The following is a 19,294-nucleotide window of genomic DNA, read 5'->3' as shown; positions in this document are numbered from 1 at the left end:
GCTGACTTGCGTTTTCGTCGCGAGCGGCGGGTTGCGGCAGGGAAAGCTGGGCGGTTTCATGCACAAGGCCATTCATCGTTCTTTTCTCCCGGTCGCGGCAGCGCTAGCATTTGCGTTTTTCGGTAACGGTCCAGCGCAAACGCAAACGCAAACAGCACCTTTCATCGCCAAGGCCGAACAGGCCTATATGATCGATGCCGAGACCGGCACGGTGCTGCTTTCCCAGAATGAAAATCAATCCTTTCCGCCCGCTTCGCTTGCCAAGCTGATGACTGTGGAGGTGATGCTGGATGCGCTGGCCAAAGGGCAGGTGACGCCCGAGAGAGCTTATCCCGTTTCTGAATATGCCTGGCGCACGGGTGGTGCGCCGTCGCGGACCTCGACCATGTTTGCGGCGCTGAAATCTTCTGTCAGCGTCAACGATCTTCTGACGGGAATTATTGTGCAGAACGCCAATGATGGCTGCATCATTGTCGCCGAAGGCATGGCAGGGTCCGACCCCGCTTTCGCCAAGCGCATGACGGTGAGAGCCGGCGAACTCGGCATGAACCGCAGTGTCTTTGCCAATTCGACGGGTCTTCCCGATCCGGGCAACCAGACGACCGCGAAGGATATGGTGCTTCTCGCCCAGCATCTGCGCGATACCTATCCCGATCGCTATCAGCTTTTCACCAAGCCGGATTTCGAATGGAACCGGATTTTCCAGCGCAACAAGAACTCTCTGCTGGGTAACGGCATAGACGGTCTCGGGCTTGGTTTTGCGGAAGGCAGCGGTTTCGCAGCTGTCGTTTCGGCCGAGCGGGAAGGGCGCCGGGTCTATCTGGCGCTTGGCGGCATCGCCGACGACAAGACGCGGCAGGACGAAGCACGCCGGGTTGTTGACTGGGGGCTGACGGCCTTCGAAAAACGCCATCTTTTTGCAAAGGACGAAGCCGTCGGTTCGGTCAGCGTCTACGGTGGCGATGTCTCGCATGTAGATCTGTCGCCCCGGGAAGATGTCAGCGTGCTGGTACCGGTCAATAATCCCGAGCGTATTTCCGGGCGGATCGTCTATCGCTGGCCGCTCAATGCACCGCTCGACACTGGTGCGAATGTCGGAACACTCAAGGTTTTTTCGGGCGAAAAGCTGTTGCGGGAAGTGCCGCTTTATACGAGAACGGCAGTCGGCAAGGGCACGTTGACCCAGAATGCAGCCGGGGCGCTCAAGGAATTGCTGCTGTTCTGGCTCTGATGCCTATCCCGCAAAGCGCAACTTTCCCTATGCTTTTGTTCAGACACCGGATTTTCTGAAAAGCGCTTCACACTTTTCGGTTCGATGCTGTAAACAGGCATTTCGATATTTCTGAGAATTCCTCACAGGACGTGACATTGGCCGAAAAGACCGGATTGTTCATCAGCTTCGAGGGCGGCGAAGGCGCCGGCAAGTCGACGCAGATTCGCACGCTTGCCGAGGCGCTTCGCGGCCGTGGTTTCGATGTGATCGTAACGCGTGAGCCGGGCGGTTCGCCGGGGGCGGAGGCCGTTCGCCATGTTCTGCTGTCGGGTGCTGCCGAATCCTTCGGCGTGCGCATGGAGGCAATCCTGTTTGCGGCAGCGCGCAACGACCATGTCGAGGAGGTCATTCGCCCGGCACTGGAACGTGGCGCAATCGTGCTTTGTGACCGGTTTCTTGATTCCTCACGTGTCTATCAGGGCACGACCGGCAATCTGGAGCCGGATTTCATCGAGACGCTGCAACGCGTTGCTATTGATGGCGTCGTGCCGGAACTGACGTTGATCTTCGATATCGCCGCCGAAAAGGGCCTTGCCCGGGCCAGAAAGCGTGCGGATGAGGGTGCCGCACCGGACCGTTTCGAAAAAGAGGAAATCGAGACCCACGAGAAGCGGCGCGAAGCCTATCTGGATATTGCGCTTGCCGAGCCGCGTCGTTGTCGGATCGTCAACGCCGATCAGCCGGAAGAAAAGGTGACGGAAGACGTCATGTCATTTGTCGAGCCTTTGCTCGAGCGGCTGGAGACTGCGGCGGACACGGCGCATGAGTGAGGTTCAGGGCGTTCTCGACGGCGCAATTGCGCCGCAGCAGAACACGAAGCTTTTCGGCCATGGCGAAGCGGAGGCGTTTCTTGCGCAGTCCTATCGCTCCGGCAAGGGCCACCATGCGATCCTGATCGAAGGCCCTGAAGGCATTGGCAAGGCGACACTCGCCTTCCGTTTCGCCAACCATGTACTTACCCATCCCGATCCAGCCACAGCACCGGATTTCCTGGCCGATCCCGATACGGAATCGCTTGTCAGCCGGCAGATCACCTCCGGTGCGTCGCATAATCTGCTGCATCTGACCCGTCCGGCGGATGAAAAGACCGGCCGCGTGAAATCCGCCATCACGGTGGATGAGGTGCGGCGGGCAGGGCACTTCTTCTCGCAGACCTCGGGCACCGGCAATTGGCGTATCGTCATCATAGATCCGGCTGACGATCTCAACCGCAATGCCGCAAACGCCATTCTGAAAATACTGGAAGAGCCGCCAAAGCGGGCGATGTTCCTCGTTTTGTCGCATGCGCCGGGCAAATTGCTGCCGACCATCCGCTCGCGCTGCATGCCGCTCCGGCTGCTGCCGCTTTCGGATGCGGATATGGTGCAGTCGCTGGATCATCTCGGTATCAGCCCGGCTGGCGAAAAGCGGGATGCGCTGCTATCCGCCTCCAAGGGCAGCGTCGCGCAGGCGTTAAAACTGATGAATTACGGCGGCGCCGACATTGTCGAGGCGCTTGCCTCCGTCATGACGGCCGAAGGGCCTGGTGCACGCAAGCAGATGCACAAGCTTGCCGAAGTTCTGGCACAGAAGGACGGCGATATCGTTCTCGGCTTCTTCATGGAGCACGTGACGGAGGAGTTGATGGCGCGTGCAAGAGCGGCGGCGATGGCCGGTGATATCGCGGCGGCAGAGAAACATGCGCGCCTTTCGTCGACGCTTTCGGAACGCATTACCGTGGCGCAGGCCTATAATCTCGACAAGAAGCAGATGGTGCTTTCCATTCTGGAAGATGTTCGCGGCGTGTGAGACCCAAGAGATCGTACGGAACGTACGCTTTTGCTTTCGCTGTTGCGAACAATCGTTTAAGAGCGGTCTATCCAAAAAACAGCCTGTAAAGTCGATAGACCGTCATGACAGACAAGACACCCTTCTACATCACCACCGCGATCTCCTATCCTAACGGCAAGCCGCATATCGGCCATGCCTACGAGCTGATTGCGACGGATGCCATGGCACGCTTTCAGCGCCTGGATGGAATGGATGTTTTCTTCCTGACCGGCACCGACGAACACGGCCAGAAGATGCAGCAGACAGCGCGGGCGGAAGGCATTTCGCCGGAAGAGCTGGCGCAGCGCAATTCCGACCAGTTCCGCGAGATGGGCAAGCTGCTCAACGCCTCGAACGACGATTTCATCCGCACCACGGAAGAACGTCACCACGAGACCTCGCGCAATATCTGGAACCTGATGGCCGATAGCGGCGACATCTACAAGGACAGCTATGCCGGCTGGTATTCTGTGCGCGACGAGGCCTATTACGGCGAGGACGAGACGGAAGTGCGCGCCGACGGCGTTCGCTATGGGCCGCAGGGCACGCCCGTCGAATGGGTCGAGGAGGAGAGCTATTTCTTCAAGCTCTCGGAATATCAGGACAAGTTGCTGAAGCTCTACGAGGAGAACCCGGATTTCATCGGTCCCGCTGAGCGTCGCAACGAGATCATCTCCTTCGTCAAATCCGGCCTCAAGGACCTGTCGATTTCCCGCACGACATTCGACTGGGGCATCAAGGTTCCTGATGATCCGAAGCACGTCATGTATGTCTGGGTCGATGCGCTGACCAACTACATTACCGCCACGGGTTACATCGAGGACAAGAACGGTCCGCGCGCGAAATATTGGCCGGCCGACGTGCATATCATCGGCAAGGACATCATCCGCTTCCACGCGGTTTATTGGCCGGCTTTCCTGATGAGCGCCAAGCTGCCGCTTCCCAAGCGGGTCTATGCGCACGGCTTCCTGCTCAACAAGGGCGAGAAGATGTCTAAGTCGCTCGGCAACGTCGTCGATCCTGTCAATCTGGTCAGCCATTTCGGTCTCGATCAGGTCCGCTATTTCTTCATGCGCGAAGTCTCCTTCGGCCAGGACGGCAGCTATAGCGAAGAGGGCATCGCCACCCGCATCAACGCCGATCTTGCCAATGGCATCGGCAATCTGGCGAGCCGCTCGCTGTCGATGATCGTCAAGAATTGCGACGGACAGATCCCGACGCCCGGGCCGTTGACCGATGAAGACAAGGCGATGCTCGCCTCCGCCGACGGGCTTCTGGCACTCTGCCGTGAGGAGATGGGCAAGCAGCTCATCCATCGCGCGCTTGCAGCCATCATCGCCGTCGTTTCGGAAACCGACCGCTATTTCGCGTCCCAGGAGCCGTGGGCTCTGAAGAAGACCGATCCTGAGCGCATGGGCACCGTGCTTTACGTGACGGCGGAAGTCGTCCGCCAGATCGGCATTCTGTTGCAGCCCTTCATGCCGGGATCCTGCGAAAAGCTGCTGGATCTCGTTGCCGCCCCTGCCGACAAACGGGATTTTGCCGCACTCGGCGAAGCCGGACGTCTGGTTCCCGGAACGCCGCTTGAGGCACCGAAGCCGGTCTTCCCGCGTTACGTCGCACCGGAAGCGTGAAGGCAACGACCATGCTGATCGATACGCATTGCCATCTGGATTTTCCCGATTTCGAGGCTGAGCGCGACGATATCATCGCTCGCGCCCATGCGTCCGGCGTTGCCCAGATGGTGACGATCTCGACCCGGGTGCGCCGTCTGCCCGAGCTTCTGAAGATTGCGGAAAAATATCCGTCGGTTTTCTGCTCGGTCGGCACGCATCCGAACAATGCCGACGAAGAACTCGACATTTCGGCCGATGACCTTGTGCGGCTTGCCGAGAGCCATGACAAGATCGTGGCGATCGGCGAGGCGGGGCTGGATTATTTCTACGACACGCAAAAGCCGGAAGACCAGAAGACCGGCCTCGTTCGCCACATCGAGGCGGCGCGGAGAACCAAGCTTCCGCTCGTCATCCACAGCCGCAGCGCCGATGACGACATGGCTGCGATTTTGCGTGAAGAAAGCGACAAGGGTGCTTTTCCCTTTATCCTGCACTGCTTTTCCGCAGGTCCTGATCTCGCTAAAACCGGCGTCGAACTTGGCGGTTACGTATCCTTTTCCGGCATTCTGACGTTCCCGAAATCGCAGGATATCCGCGATATTGCCGCCACCGTGCCGCTCAACCGTCTGCTGGTGGAAACGGATGCGCCTTATCTCGCGCCCAAGCGTTGGCGCGGCAAGCGCAATGAGCCTTCTTACGTGGTGAACACGGCGGAAGTGCTGGCCGAGGTGCATGGCATCTCGTTCGAGCGCATGGCCGAAATCACCACCGAGAATGCTTTCCGCTGCTTTTCGAAGATGACAAGGGTGTAGGCGTGGCAATCTACCGTCGCCGCTTTACGGTTCTCGGATGTGCGTCGTCTCCCGGCGTGCCGCGCATCCACGGCGACTGGGGCGCCTGCGATCCTGAAAACCCCAGGAATCGGCGTACTCGTGCGGCCTTCATGGTGGAGCAGATCGGACCCGATGGCGGCAAGACCACCGTCGTCATCGATACCGGCCCTGATTTTCGCGAGCAGATGATTGCCGCCAAAGTGGAGGCAGTCGATGCGGTTCTGTACACTCATGCCCATGCCGACCATTTGCACGGTATTGACGATCTGCGCATCTATTTCGCCATTCAGCAGAGACGCATTCCGATCTATGCCGATCCCGTCACCATGGCACGCATCTGGGATGGTTTTGCCTATTGCCTGGAAACGCCTCCGGGCAGCAATTATCCACCGATCGTCGAGCCGCGGATCATCGCCGATATCGACGCGACCCTGATCATCGACGGGGCGGGCGGGGCGATACCTTTCAACGTGCACATGCAGCAGCATGGCGACGTGCACTCGCTCGGCTTTCGGATTGGCGATGTCGCCTATTGCACCGATGTCAGCGATTTTCCGGCCGAAAGCGTGCCCAAGCTTGCCGGTCTCGACGTCCTCGTCATCGATGCGCTGCAGCACCGTTATCACCCAAGCCATCTCTCGCTGGAACAGGCGCTCGGCTGGATCGATAGATTTGCACCCAAAAGGGCGATCTTGACCCATATGCACATTCCGCTCGATTATGACACGGTGATGCGCGAAACGCCTGATCATGTTGAACCGGCTTACGACCAGATGCGTTTCGAATTCGAACTTGAGATTGAAGCGCCCTAATACCGCCTGAAAAGGAACAGCATGTCGACCCGGCCTTTCCGTGCACCCAGTATGGCGAGCTTCTTCGACAATCTGCGCTCCAGTCGCCTGCGGGCGATGTTCCGGCGCGGCGAGCTGGGGCTGGTGGCTCTCGCCGTCCTCATCGGCATTGCGGCCGGCCTTCTGGTGGCGCTGATCGGCGGATTGAGTACGGCCCTGCATGTGCTGGTCTTCGGTGTCGAGCGGCTGAGCAGCAGTGAACTTTCCGGCTGGATCGTGCTTGCCGGGCCGGTCATTGGCGGCATCGTACTCGGCCTGATCCTCTTCATTCTTTCGAAAACCCGCAAAAAGCCGATGGTCGACCCTATCGAGGCGAATGCGCTGCATGGCGGCCGCCTGTCGCTGACGGACAGCATCATCGTCTGCGTGCAGAACATCGTCTCAAACGGCTTCGGCGCATCTGTCGGGCTTGAGGCAGGCTATACGCAGATCGCCAGCGGTGTGGCCTCCAAGATCGGCATCAAGCTTAAGCTGAGACGAGGAGACATGCGCATCCTCGTCGGCTGTGGTGCTGCTGGTGCCATTGCCGCTGCTTTCAACGCGCCTCTGACCGGGGCATTCTATGCCATAGAACTCATCATCGGCACATATACCGTCGTGACACTCGCGCCGCTCATTGTCTCGGCGCTGGTGGCCAGCATCGTGGCAGGGCTTATCGGCGGACATGGCCTGTCCATCGATATCTATGATGCCAGCCGTGTGACGCCGCCGGATTATGTACCGGCCATTTTCCTCGGCGTGGTGTGTGCGTTTATCGGCATCGTGCTAATGCAGACGGTATCGCTTATCGAGGAAACGGCCCGCAAAAGTGCCATTCCCGGTTGGCTGCGTCCAACAATCGGTGGCGTGGCGGTGGGCGCACTTGCGCTGATTTCACCGCAGGTCCTGTCGAGCGGCCACGGTGCGCTCCATCTCAACATCGATGCCGATCTGACGATATACGGGCTGGCCGGGCTTTTCCTGCTGAAGGCTGCGGCGAGCGCGATTTCCATCGGCTCGAATTTCCGCGGCGGTCTGTTTTTTGCCTCGCTGTTCATGGGGTCGCTGGTCGGCAAGATTTTCGCACTCTGCGCACCCTATATCGGCTACGGCTCGACAGCACCCGTGGTCTACGCCGTGGTCGGCATGAGTGCTTTTGCCGCCGCCATTATCGGCGGTCCTCTGACGATGACGTTTCTGGCGCTGGAACTGACCGGAGACTTCCAGATCACGGCTTTGGTGCTGGCGGCCGTCATCACGACATCGCTCGTGGTACGCACCACCTTCGGTTACTCCTTCGCCACCTGGCGTTTTCACCTGCGGGGCGAAAGCATTCGCAGCGCCCACGATATTGGCTGGATCCGCGACCTGACGGTGGGCAAGATGATGCGCGCCGATATTCGCAAGGCCAATGTCAGCATGGGACTTCCGGCCTTCAAGGAAAAGTTTCCGCTCGGCTCGACGCAGCGGGTTATCATGACCCATGATGACGGGCGTTATGCCGGCATGGTGCTCGTGCCGGAAATCTACGCCGATCCGATGGATCGCGATCCCTCCAAGATCAGCCTCGAGACCTACCTGAATTACAAGAACGACGTGCTGCTGCCGGCGATGAACGCACGACAGGCGGCGGCAGCCTTCGATGCTACGGAAAGCGAAGCTCTGGTTGTCGTCAATGACAAGATCGAAAACCGACCCGTTGGCCTGCTGACGGAAAGCCATACGCTCAGGCGGTATAGCGAAGAGCTAGAGCAAAGGCGCCGGGAGGCATCAGGAGAGTTATAAATCACATCAGGAAACTGCACTTATATGTTGAAATAGATAGGTTTCTTATGATCTAAATCTTGGGGTGACAGACTTCTGATTTTCCAGCGATGTCGCATGGGCTAACTTGGCATCACATTGTGAAGCAAGCTGTAATTCGCCGCAGCGGATACGATTTGAGTACTCAAAGGAATAGACCATGGATGGCGGCAACTTCGATCTCAAGGAGGAAATTCGCGATTATTGGTCGAAAAGATCAGAGACTTTCGATCTGGCCTTTGGACACAAGATAGCAGCCGGCGCCGAGGCCAATGCATGGCAGAAGCCGATCCGCGACCTGGTGGGACCTGAGCCGAAACGTATCCTTGAACTGGCCTGTGGCACCGGCGAGGTGACGCGGCTTATTCATGATCTCGGCCACGAGGTCACAGCACTCGACTTTTCAGAAGCGATGTTATCCGTGGCGCGCGCCAAGCATGCGGGAAAACCAAGGCTGCGTTTCGTGATGGCAGATGCTGAAAACACTATGGAGCCGGATGCGTCCTATGATGCGATCATTTGCAGGCATCTGGTCTGGACATTGACGCAGCCTGAGGAGACCTTCCGCGAGTGGTTCAGGCTGCTTCGTCCGGGCGGTCGGCTCCTGTTTTTCGATGGTGACTGGGCAACGCCAAAACCGGCAGGACGTCTCGCGAGCCTGTTGATCCGGCTCATCGATCTTTCGGTGGGGGCCGACAAGAATTACGATGGCGCTCAAAGCAGCCATCATGCCGCAATCATGAAGGCACTTCCGTTTGGGCAGGGGTTGCGCCCGCAGATGCTGACGCCGCTCCTGATCGCCGCCGGCTTTACCTGCATCGAACTGCACTCACATGCCCCGATTGCGAGAGCGCAGCGGAAAAATACCAACCTGCGCAACAGGCTGCGAACTTTCGTCTACCGTCGTTTCATCCTGACCTGCCGCCGTCCTTTAAACGGTAATGGGAAACGGGAAGGTGAGGGGGCCGAGAGTTAAATCACACAACCACGAACTCAGCGGCCCTTTACAATCGCACCACCCGAGAAATGGTCGCGGTACCAGGGCAGAAACCATATTGCGAGCGGGCCGAAGACCATGCGATAGAGCGCTTGCGTATAGGTCAGTCTTTCGCCGGTGCGCCGGACGACTTTTAATCGCATTAGCAGCTTTCCGGGAGTTGCCATGAAAGTGCTGCTTTCGAAGGCCGGGAAATAGCAAAACAACACGGATGCCAGCCATAAAAGCGTTACGCCCATCAGAGGTGTCGGCGGTTGCCCCGCTGGAGCGTCCATATATTGCGGTAGCCACTCTGCGGCCATGAATGTCGGTGCAAACGCCACACTGATGAGCAAGATGAGATCGACTATTCCTGCGATGATGCGTTTGAAGATCATGTTTCATCCCTGGACGTGAATCTGACTCGAATAAGATGATTGTACAAGCTATCTACAGAAAACACCCGAAAGCGCTGTCATTCTTTCCAAGCGCCTTTGACGCAAGGAAACGGGCTCCATGACTGCTCCACTCGTCATCTACGCGGATGGTTCATACGACCCCGTTGAATTATCGGGAAGCTGGGCATTCATCGTGTTTGAAACCGAGCGGCAGCTCCATGCTGCGCGAGGAACGGAAATCGGACTTACGAACAATTCGTTCGAAGTCATGGCGGTCATGAATGCACTTTTGTGGCTCGATGCGCAGGCTCCAGGCCTGCCAGCCAAGCTCTGGACAGATTCCGCTCATGTGATGGAAGGTTGCCATCGCTGGCGCGAAATTTGGCGTACCAACGGGTGGAAGCGCATCAATCCAGATTCGCGAATACGCAAGCGACAGATACCAGATGGCGTTCTGTGGCAGAATGTGGATCGTTTGCTCCTTCGCAATCCAAACGTCGAGATAGCGTGGTGCAAGGGACATTCCGGTATAGCCGGGAACGATCTCGCGGACGCTTTGGCCCGTACCAAGATCGTGGATGGAGGCAATTAGTCTCACGCCACCCGGCCTGTAGACGCACGCCAGCAGCTTGTTCTTGTTGAGGTCGCGGAGCTTCAAGCTGTCCGCACACGGACAAAATTGGGGCGCTGTCAGCCCTGAAATCCACGCCAATATGGCGCCGCTGTTCCTCCTTAAATTGCCACCCAATCTCTCCGCCAAGGGTCGGCAATTCGTTGTGGCAACGAGTGCATAAAAAATCCCAGCTGGGTTGACTCATTTATGAAACCGGTTACATTCGCGGATGTAAACGGTTTCATTGGTTAAAAACCGTGCTTGGAGGAGCAAATTTTCATGTTTAAACATTTGATGGCTGCTGCCGCTATGGTGCTGGCGGCGGGCACGTCCGTGCACGCTCAGGAACAGAGCTTCAAGATCGGTCTTTCCAATTCTTTCGTCGGCAGCGAATGGCGCACACAGATGATCGAGGAAGCCCAGGCTGCCGCAAAGGCGTGGGGCGAAAAGGGCGTGAAGGTAGAAGTTGTCGTTCAGAGCGGCAATGTCGATGTGCAGGGGCAGATCGGCCATATCCGCAATTTCATGAACCAGGGCGTTGATGCGATCCTCATCAATCCCGGCAGCCCAACTGCCTTTGATCCAATCTTCGCTCAGGCGAAGGCGCGCAACATTCTCGTCATCGCAACCGACGCGGAAGTGTCTTCAAAGGACGCGATCTATGTCGGCATCGACCAGAAGGCCTGGGCGGCACAGTCCGCACAGTGGCTTGCGGATTCTCTGAAGGGCAAGGGAAGCGTCGTCGCGATCAACGGTATCGCCGGCAACCCCGCCAACGAAGCCCGCGTCGCCGGTTACCGCGAAGTGTTCAAGAAATATCCTGATATTAAGGTGCTGAACGAAGCCAATGCGAGCTGGGATCAGGCGCAGGGCCAGCAGGCCATGCAGAACCTTCTCGCCACCTATCCCGATATCAGCGGTGTATGGGTGCAGGACGGCATGGCTGATGGCGCATGGCGCGCAATCGAAGCCGCCGGCAAGACCAAGGACATCGCCGCGACAGGTGAAATCCGCAAGGACTTCATGACGCGCTGGGAAAAGGAAAAGTTCAACTCCGGCGCCTCCGTCAATCCTCCGGGTGTCATGGCCAGCGCGCTCAACGTTGCCGTTCTGAAGCTGCAGGGCAAGGAATTCAAGGACGGCGTTTTCGGCGGTACCTATGGCAACGCCATCTATATTCCGATCCCCTTCGTCAGCAACGACAACCTCGCCGACAACATCAAGTCCGCCGAAGGCAAGCCGGGCTATTGGTCCGTCACGGCAACCGTGACGCCGGAACAGGCTGGCGAGTTCTTCAAGTAAGATCAGTCTCGGGCTGGCGGCAAACGCCAGCCCGAAACCTGAAATTCGAATGTGGACCGCGTATTGCGCGCGTCCGCCAGTGACGAAGCACAATGACAAGTACAATTCGGGGACATGCGATGGCGAACGCTCTGGAAGCGGCCGGCATACAGAAGAATTTTGGCGCCGTGCGTGCGCTTTCCGACGGCAGGCTGACCGTTGGTCGCGGTGAAATTCACGCGCTGCTGGGCGCCAATGGCTGCGGCAAGAGCACGCTCTGCAAGATCGTTGCAGGTGCGGTCGCGCCGACCAGCGGCACCATCCGGTTCAACGGCGAAAACGTGCGCTTCAAAAGCCCGCGTGACGCCGAAAATGCAGGTATTGCGCTGTTTTATCAGGAGCTAAGCCTCATTCCGCAGCTTTCCGTCGCTGACAATATTTTTCTCGGTCGCGAACCGAAGCGCGGCGTTTTTGTCGACACCAAGGCCCTGAAAGCCGAGGCGCGCAGGTTGATCGCGTTGTTTGACGGGGTTGCCGGGACAGGGCTGGAGCCGGATGCGATCGTCGGCAATCTGCCGCCCGATCAGCGCCAGCTCGTCGAAATCCTGAAAGTTTTTGCCCAGAATGCCAGCCTCATGATCATGGATGAGGCGACCGCGGCTCTTGATGGCCGCCAGTCCGAGCGTTTTTTCGAGATACTCAGAGTCAAGAAGGCGGACGGTATCTCCACCATCATGATTTCCCACCGGCTCGATGAGGTTTTTGCTGTCTGCGACCGCATCACCGTCATGCGTAACGGTGCGACCATTTCGGAACTCGACACCGCCGCTACCACCCGCGAGGCCGTAGTGCACGACATGGTCGGCGATGTCCGCGCCGCGCCTGACCGCCAGCAGGGACGCGCAGGTGCAGCGCCCAGCCTGAAGGTGACGGACGTTGCGGGCGCGGGTGTTCGCGGTGTCAGTCTGGAAGCCTATCCGGGTGAAATCGTCGGTTTGGCGGGATTGCAGGGGCAGGGCCAGTCGGCCTTGCTGAAGGGTCTGTTCGGCGCAAGCCCCTTTGCCGCCGGGCAAATCCAGTTTGAGGGCCGTGATGTCGCCATCGGCAAGCCTTCGCAGGCGGTTCATAACGGTTTTGCCTATGTATCGGGCGACCGAGGGCGTGATGCCTCGCTTCAGGGCCGGTCGATCTTCGAAAATCTTGTTGCAGCTCTGATGGTGCGCGAAAAGATGAGACTGGTCCGGCCCGCGACACTGAAGCCGCGTGTGCAGAAGGTCGCGGACGACATGAAGACGAAGTTTGCCGGCATGGATATGCCAATAGGCACGCTCTCAGGCGGCAACCAGCAGAAAATCTTCATTTCCCGCTGGCTTGCCACCGCGCCGAAACTGCTGCTGCTCGACGATCCGACCAAGGGTATCGATCTTGGCGCCAAGGCCGATCTCTTCGCGCTGATGCGCCAGCAGGCTGACGCGGGCGCGACCATTCTTCTCTATTCCTCGGAAGATGCGGAAATCCTTGAATATGCCGACCGCATTCTCGTGTTCAACGGCGGACGCATTTCTGCGGAGCTGACCGGAGCCGACATGACATCCGTCAACATGACCCGCGCCGCCTATGGAGACACCGCATGAATTCCCTCGGTTTTATGCGCAAGCAACCCTGGATCATAACTCTCGTGGTTCTGGCCGTTCTCATCGGCGTCAACACGTTTCTGCAGCCGTCTTTCGTGCAGCCGGCCGTATTGCAGTCGAACCTCACGACGTTTCTTCCCCTGATCCTGGTCGCCATCGGTCAGACCTATGTCATTCTGGCGGGGGATATAGATCTGTCGGTCGGAAGCATCGTAGCGCTCGCCAATGTCGTTACCGTCAGCGTCATCGCTGCACTTGGCGGAACGGCGGGTGCCGTCATTGCGGGCATGGGAGCGGGAGTTGCGGTCGGACTAATCTGTGGGCTAGTCAACGGCCTGTTCATATCCGGCCTGCGTTTCCAGCCCATCGTCACCACGTTCGCGACGGGCATCATCTTTGCCGGTCTGGCGATCTGGGTTCTGCCGCAGGCCGGTCTTCCCGTGCCGGAAGCCTATTGGCAGACCTATTCCGGCAGCTTCATCGGTTTGCCTTTCGTGCTGTGGATGCTGTTGGCCGGCATTGCCTTTACGCTCGTTGTGTCGCGCATTCCGTTTCACGTGCATTTGTTGGCCGTGGGCGGCAATCGCACGGGCGCTTTCCAGACGGGCTTGCGCCTCTCCGGCATTCGCATTGGCGCCTACATGATTTCCGGTCTGTTTTCGGCGCTCGCAGCGCTGTGCCTGACGGGCGAGACCGCCTCCGGCGACCCCTTGCTCGGTGCAAGCCTGGCGCTCTCTTCCATTTCGGCGGTCGTTCTTGGCGGCACCGCACTGTCCGGCGGGTTCGGCAGCTCGACAGGGTCGATCGCCGGCGCGCTGGTGCTGGGCATGATCGGCAACGTGATTTTCTTTGCGGGCTTGCCCTTCGAGTACCAGACATTGGTGCAGGGGTTGATCGTGCTGACGGCACTTGCCGGCGGCGTTCTGGTGACGAGGCGTTGAGATGACAAATCCCGGTTTGAAAATCAAATCCATCATCACCGATCCCCTGACCATTGCGATTGGCGCGTCAGTCTTCCTGCTGCTGGTCGGCGAACTGTTGTCTCCCGGCTTCGCGCAAGGGTCGCAGATCGTGCGGCTGCTGACGATCGCCGCCATTCTCGGTATCGTCGCGGCGGGCCAAAATCTTGTGATCCTCGGCGGACGCGAAGGCATCGATCTGTCCGTCGGCGCGATGATCTCGCTCGGCGCGGTGCTTGCCGGCAACATGATGAACGGCCAGAATGCGGGCATACCGCTTGCCATTCTTGTCGCAGGTGGCATTCCCTTCCTGATCGGCCTCATCAATGGCCTCGGCATCACCTTCGTGCGCATTCCGCCGCTGGTCATGACACTCGGCATGACGGCAGTGATCCAGGGCGGTCTGGTGGTCTATTCGCAGGGCGTTCCATCAGGTGCCGCGGCGCCCCTCCTGGCAGGCTTCATCAACCGGCCTCTCGTTTTCGGCATTCCCGGCGTCCTCTTCGTCTGGCTTGGCATTGCCGCGATCATGCTGTTCGTGCTGCGCCGCACGGCCTTCGGCTTCTCCATTTACGCCATCGGCTCCAACGAGCGGGCGGCGACGCTGGTCGGATTGCCCGTGTCTTTGATCCGCACGCTGCTTTACGGCCTGTCCGGCCTGTTTGCCGGTCTGACCGGGGTCTGTGTGATCGGCTACACCGGCACCTCCTTCATTTCTGTCGGCGACCAATATGTCCTTCCATCGATCATCGCTGTTGTCATCGGCGGCACTTCGCTTGCCGGTGGTGCGGGCGGATATATCGGAACCATGGCCGGGGCAGTTGCGCTCACCATTCTGCAAAGCGTACTGATAACGCTCAACCTCGATGTATGGGCCCGGCAGATCATATTCGGTGTCACGCTACTTGCGCTGATGCTGCTTTATGGCCGCCAAAAGCAGTTGCGTGTGTGACAGATGAGCAAAGACCAAGGTTCGAATATCAGGGAAGTTGCAGCTCTCGCGGGCGTTTCGATCGCGACCGTGTCACGGGCGCTGCAACAACCCGACAAAGTCCGCCCGGAAACAAGGAAGAAGGTTTTCGATGCCGTCAGGCAGGCGAACTTCGTTCCCAACGCCCAGGCCGCAAGCTTCAGGCGTCAATCCAACAACACTGTCATTCTTCTCGTTCGCGATATCGGCAACCCCTTTTATCTCGAGATCTACAAGGGCGTGGAGGAAGCGGCGGGGGAGGCGGGCTTCAAGGTGCTCATGGGAGACGCCCGTAACGACGAAAACCGCGTGGCGACACATATAGACATGGTCAGGCAGAAACATGCCGACGGCCTCATCCTGATGACCGGCCAGTTTCCTTCAGAGCTTCTCGATCAGGGTGACGCGCTGCCGCCGATCGTCATAGCTTCGGAAACCGTGCCAGGCATCGCGCTGCCCACCGTCAAGGTGGACAACCGCGCCGCGTCCAGAAACGCCGTGCATCATCTGATCGAAGCAGGGCATAGGAAGATCGCGCATCTCGCCGGACCTTTTCCGGAAAGTCTGGCGCAGGAGCGTTTCGAGGGCTACCGCGACGCGCTTGAAGAAGCGGGTATCGGTTACGCGAATGAACTCGTCGTGACAGGCGATTACAGCATCGAAGCCGGTAGACAGGCGATTGCCGGACTTCTCGAAAACGGCATTTCCTTCACCGCCATCTTCGCATCGAGCGACCAGATGGCGATTGGCGCAATCAGCGAGCTGCGCGGGCGCGGGCTGTCGGTGCCGGGCGATGTCTCGGTCATTGGCTTCGACGATATAATTTTCGCCAATGCCTTCGAACCACCGCTGACGACAGTGCGCCAGCCCCGGCAGGAAATGGGCCGCAAAGCCATGGCGCTGATGGTCGACCGGCTTAATGGCAAACGCACGGCCGAAACCATCGTGCTGGATACGGAACTGGTGGTGCGCGGCTCGGTCGCGCCCTGCCGTTCGCCGCACCGGTAGCGGCCAGACAGTGAATGCAAGGAGTGTAAGGACATGAAGACGATCAAAGGCCCGGCGATTTTCCTCGCGCAATTTGTTGGGGACAAGGCACCCTTCGACACGCTCGACAATCTCGGCCAATGGGCGGCTTCCCTTGGTTACAAGGGCATTCAGGTGCCGACCGATCCCAAGCTCTTCGATCTCGAGAAAGCTGCCGCTTCCAAGGCTTATTGCGACGATATCAAGGGCCGTCTGGCCGAGACAGGCATCGAGATCACCGAGCTTTCGACTCATATTCAAGGGCAGCTCGTCGCCGTTCATCCCGCCTATGACGAGATGTTCGACGGTTTTGCGCCCGCCGAACTGCGCGGGAAACCGCAGGCGCGTCAGGAATGGGCGGTCAACCAGCTGAAGTGCGCGGCGAAAGCCTCGCAGCATCTGGGCCTCAAGAGCCATGCGAGTTTTTCCGGCGCGCTGGCGTGGCCTTTCGTTTATCCGTGGCCGCAGCGCCCCGCAGGTCTTGTCGAAATGGCCTTTGCTGAACTCGGCAAGCGCTGGACGCCCATTCTCGATACATTCGAGGAGAATGGCGTCGATCTCTGCTACGAGCTGCATCCCGGCGAAGACCTGCATGACGGCATTACCTTCGAGCGTTTTCTCGAAGCCACCGGCAATCATTCGCGCGCCAACATCCTTTATGATCCCTCGCACTTCGTGCTTCAGGCGATGGATTATCTTGATTTCATCGATATCTACCACGGGCGCATCCGGGCCTTCCACGTCAAGGATGCCGAGTTCAATCCGACCGGCCGGTCCGGCGTCTATGGCGGTTATCAAGGCTGGGTCGACCGGCCGGGGCGTTTCCGTTCGCTCGGCGACGGGCATGTCGATTTCGGCGCGGTGTTTTCCAAACTCACCCAATACGACTTCGAAGGATGGGCGGTGCTGGAGTGGGAATGCGCATTGAAACACCCGGAAGACGGGGCGCGTGAAGGTGCCGGCTTCATTGAAAATCACATCATCCGCGTGACCGAGCGGGCTTTCGACGATTTCGCCAAAAGCGGCGTCGATGATGCGGCTAACCGTCGCCTTCTCGGGCTTTGAAAGGGATAGACATGTCCTCCGCAACAGCAAGATTTAATAGCCGCCGCATTCGTCTCGGCATGGTGGGTGGTGGTCAGGGTGCCTTTATCGGCGCGGTGCATCGTATCGCCGCGCGGCTCGACGACCGTTACGAACTGGTCGCCGGTGCGCTTTCCTCCGACCCGGCACGCGCCAGCGCCTCGGCAACCCTGCTCGGCATTGCGCCCGAGCGGTCCTACGCTTCGTTTGAGGAGATGGCGTCGGCCGAGGCCGGTCGTGAAGACGGTATCGAGGCGGTTGCCATCGTCACCCCCAACCACCTGCATTTCGCCCCGTCCAAGGTCTTTCTCGAATCTGGCATCCACGTTATCTGCGACAAGCCCGTCACAGCGACGCTGGAGGAGGCGAAGGAGCTGGCGAAGATCGTCAGGGCATCCGACAGGCTGTTCATCCTCACGCATAATTACACCGGCTATGCCATGTTGCGGCAGATGCGGGAGATGGTGGCCAACGGCGCCATCGGCAAGCTGCGCCATGTCCAGGCCGAATATGCGCAGGACTGGCTGACCGAAGCGGTCGAAAAGACCGGCGCAAAGGGAGCGGAATGGCGCACCGATCCGAGCCGCTCTGGCGCGGGCGGGGCAATCGGCGACATCGGGACCCACGCTTTCAACGCCGCCGCCTTCGTGACCGGTGAAACTCCCGCGAGCCTCTACGCCGATCTCACGTCCTTCGTTCCGGGCAGGCAGCTGGATGACAGCGCCAATATCCTGCTGCGTTACGAAAGCGGCGCGAAGGGCATGCTTTGGGCAAGCCAGATCGCTGTCGGCAATGAAAACGCCCTGTCGCTCAGGGTCTATGGCGATAAGGGCGGCCTTGAATGGCACCACCGCGTGCCGGACGAGCTGTGGTTCACACCTTACGGCGAGCCCAAGCGGCTGATTACGCGCAATGGCGCGGGTGCAGGCGCTGCCGCCAACCGCGTCAGCCGCGTGCCATCAGGGCATCCGGAGGGATATCTCGAGGGTTTTGCGACGATCTACCGTGAAGCCGCAGACGCAATCATCGCAAAAAGGGAGGGAAAAGCAGCCGCCGGGGATGTGATTTATCCCGGCATAGAGGACGGCCTTGCGGGTCTCGCATTCATCGATGCGGCCGTGCGGTCCAGCCTGACCTCGTCCTGGGTAGAGATCGACATCTAGATCACTGGATATCGGGGACTGACGACGCAGGGCATCGGAGGTTGTGCCCAGCATTACCCGACTAATTGTCCGGAAGAGCACGGGCAGGCGTGTCGTCATATTGATCAAACGGAAAGGGAGTTACGCGTTTGAAAACGTTCAAGTCAAAATTCGCAAAGATGGCATTCGTCGTCGGGCTGGCGGCCGGTATCGCAAATCCGGTTTTTGCCGATGACAGCAAGACGCTGCCGATTGCCGCGCAGATGTACACACTGCGCAACGCCGGAACGCTTGAGGAGCAGCTTGCCATCCTCAACCGCGCGGGCGTTTCCGCCGTGGAAACGGTGGATATGCAGAAGGTCAGCGCCAGCGAGCTGAACGCGCTTCTGGAAAAGCACACGATCAAGGTCATTTCCTCGCATGTGCCGATCGACAAGCTTCGCGGCAATCTCGACGAGGTCATCACCGAGCAGAAGGCTGTCGGCAATCCGGTCGTGACCGTGCCGTTCCTCAAGCCCGAAGACCGCCCTAAGGACGCCGCAGGCTGGACAGCCTTTGGCAAGGAACTGGGCGGATATGCCGACAAGCTTTCCACGGCTGGCCTCTCCATGGCCTATCACAACCATGATTTTGAAATGGTCAAGTTCGACGGCAAGACGGCGCTTGAACTGCTGCTCGATGCCGCAGGCCCGAAACTGCAGAGCGAACTCGACGTCGCCTGGGTGGCGCGCAGCGGCAATGATCCGGCTGAGTTCCTCGGAACTCTGAACGGCCGGGTTTTTGCAATCCACGCCAAGGACAATGCACCGGCCGGCACGGCTGAAAACGAGCGCGGCTTTGCAACGATTGGCACCGGCGTTCTCGACTGGAAGACGATCCTGCCGGCGGCCAAACATGCCGGCGCACAATGGTTCATCCTTGAACACGACCTTCCGCTCGATGCCGAAGCGGTCGTCACCAAGGGCAACGCGTTCCTGAGCGAGCGCCTGCCGACCATTCAGTAAACACTGCCAGTAAAACCAGAACCGCACCCCGGCGGCCGGTTTCG

The 19,294-nt window shown here is 59.0% G+C and carries 18 protein-coding genes; 17 read left to right on the top strand and 1 reads right to left on the bottom strand.

From position 1 onward, the window contains the following. Positions 1-58 precede the first annotated feature (58 nt). The 8 genes from CRP02_RS18460 (at position 59) to CRP02_RS18425 (ending at position 9,140) form a co-directional block, all read left to right on the top strand. Positions 59-1,231: a D-alanyl-D-alanine carboxypeptidase family protein gene (locus CRP02_RS18460; protein ID WP_097171929.1), complete on the top strand. Its 1,173-nt coding sequence runs from the start codon at positions 59-61 to the stop codon at positions 1,229-1,231. Between the two features lie 137 nt (positions 1,232-1,368). Then, complete coding sequence (tmk, locus tag CRP02_RS18455; protein ID WP_097171928.1) at positions 1,369-2,043, top strand: dTMP kinase; 675 nt, start codon at positions 1,369-1,371, stop codon at positions 2,041-2,043. Beyond that, positions 2,036-3,061, top strand: coding sequence for a DNA polymerase III subunit delta' (locus tag CRP02_RS18450; protein WP_097171927.1), 1,026 nt, complete (start codon positions 2,036-2,038; stop codon positions 3,059-3,061). The genes tmk and CRP02_RS18450 overlap by 8 nt, the downstream gene beginning before the upstream one ends. 104 nt (positions 3,062-3,165) lie before the next feature. Next, positions 3,166-4,716 carry a methionine--tRNA ligase gene (gene metG / locus CRP02_RS18445; RefSeq protein WP_097171926.1) on the top strand — a complete coding sequence of 517 codons (1,551 nt, stop codon included), beginning with the start codon at positions 3,166-3,168 and terminating at the stop codon, positions 4,714-4,716. A gap of 11 nt (positions 4,717-4,727) precedes the next feature. Beyond that, a complete protein-coding gene (locus CRP02_RS18440) occupies positions 4,728-5,510 on the top strand; it encodes a TatD family hydrolase (protein ID WP_097171925.1) in 783 nt (260 codons plus the stop codon). 2 nt (positions 5,511-5,512) lie between these two features. Further along, on the top strand, positions 5,513-6,343 hold the full coding sequence (locus tag CRP02_RS18435) for an MBL fold metallo-hydrolase (RefSeq protein ID WP_097171924.1): 831 nt from the start codon (positions 5,513-5,515) through the stop codon (positions 6,341-6,343). A gap of 21 nt (positions 6,344-6,364) precedes the next feature. Further along, positions 6,365-8,146, top strand: a complete 1,782-nt coding sequence (locus tag CRP02_RS18430; RefSeq protein WP_013636093.1) for a chloride channel protein — start codon at positions 6,365-6,367, stop codon at positions 8,144-8,146. Positions 8,147-8,324: 178 nt separating this feature from the next. Beyond that, entirely contained in the window at positions 8,325-9,140 is an 816-nt protein-coding gene (locus CRP02_RS18425) for a class I SAM-dependent methyltransferase (RefSeq protein ID WP_097171923.1), read from the top strand. A 17-nt stretch (positions 9,141-9,157) separates the two neighbouring features. Here CRP02_RS18425 and CRP02_RS18420 read toward each other — a convergent pair whose 3' ends face one another. Continuing rightward, complete coding sequence (locus CRP02_RS18420) at positions 9,158-9,538, bottom strand: RDD family protein (RefSeq protein WP_097171922.1); 381 nt, start codon at positions 9,536-9,538, stop codon at positions 9,158-9,160. A gap of 118 nt (positions 9,539-9,656) precedes the next feature. Here CRP02_RS18420 and CRP02_RS18415 point away from each other — a divergent pair, with 118 nt between their 5' ends. The 9 genes from CRP02_RS18415 (at position 9,657) to CRP02_RS18375 (ending at position 19,250) form a co-directional block, all read left to right on the top strand. Then, complete coding sequence (locus CRP02_RS18415; protein WP_097171921.1) at positions 9,657-10,130, top strand: ribonuclease H family protein; 474 nt, start codon at positions 9,657-9,659, stop codon at positions 10,128-10,130. A gap of 300 nt (positions 10,131-10,430) precedes the next feature. After that, entirely contained in the window at positions 10,431-11,453 is a 1,023-nt protein-coding gene (locus CRP02_RS18410; protein WP_003498934.1) for a substrate-binding domain-containing protein, read from the top strand. Positions 11,454-11,572: 119 nt separating this feature from the next. Continuing rightward, positions 11,573-13,066, top strand: a complete 1,494-nt coding sequence (locus CRP02_RS18405) for a sugar ABC transporter ATP-binding protein (protein ID WP_097171920.1) — start codon at positions 11,573-11,575, stop codon at positions 13,064-13,066. Continuing rightward, positions 13,063-14,007: an ABC transporter permease gene (locus CRP02_RS18400; RefSeq protein ID WP_097171919.1), complete on the top strand. Its 945-nt coding sequence runs from the start codon at positions 13,063-13,065 to the stop codon at positions 14,005-14,007. Before CRP02_RS18405 ends, CRP02_RS18400 begins: the two co-directional genes overlap by 4 nt. Position 14,008: 1 nt before the next feature. Then, a complete protein-coding gene (locus CRP02_RS18395) occupies positions 14,009-14,977 on the top strand; it encodes an ABC transporter permease (protein WP_097102525.1) in 969 nt (322 codons plus the stop codon). A gap of 3 nt (positions 14,978-14,980) precedes the next feature. Next, positions 14,981-16,003, top strand: a complete 1,023-nt coding sequence (locus tag CRP02_RS18390) for a LacI family DNA-binding transcriptional regulator (protein WP_097171918.1) — start codon at positions 14,981-14,983, stop codon at positions 16,001-16,003. 33 nt (positions 16,004-16,036) lie between these two features. Further along, entirely contained in the window at positions 16,037-17,086 is a 1,050-nt protein-coding gene (locus tag CRP02_RS18385) for a sugar phosphate isomerase/epimerase family protein (protein WP_097171917.1), read from the top strand. 11 nt (positions 17,087-17,097) lie between these two features. Then, positions 17,098-18,267, top strand: a complete 1,170-nt coding sequence (locus tag CRP02_RS18380) for a Gfo/Idh/MocA family protein (protein WP_097171916.1) — start codon at positions 17,098-17,100, stop codon at positions 18,265-18,267. Between the two features lie 128 nt (positions 18,268-18,395). Next, complete coding sequence (locus CRP02_RS18375; protein WP_179784065.1) at positions 18,396-19,250, top strand: sugar phosphate isomerase/epimerase family protein; 855 nt, start codon at positions 18,396-18,398, stop codon at positions 19,248-19,250. Positions 19,251-19,294 lie beyond the last annotated feature (44 nt).

It is taken from the genome of Rhizobium sp. AN5, from assembly GCF_900215255.1.
Classification (GTDB): domain Bacteria; phylum Pseudomonadota; class Alphaproteobacteria; order Rhizobiales; family Rhizobiaceae; genus Agrobacterium; species Agrobacterium tumefaciens.
This window is presented reverse-complemented; position numbering and strand designations above follow the sequence as displayed.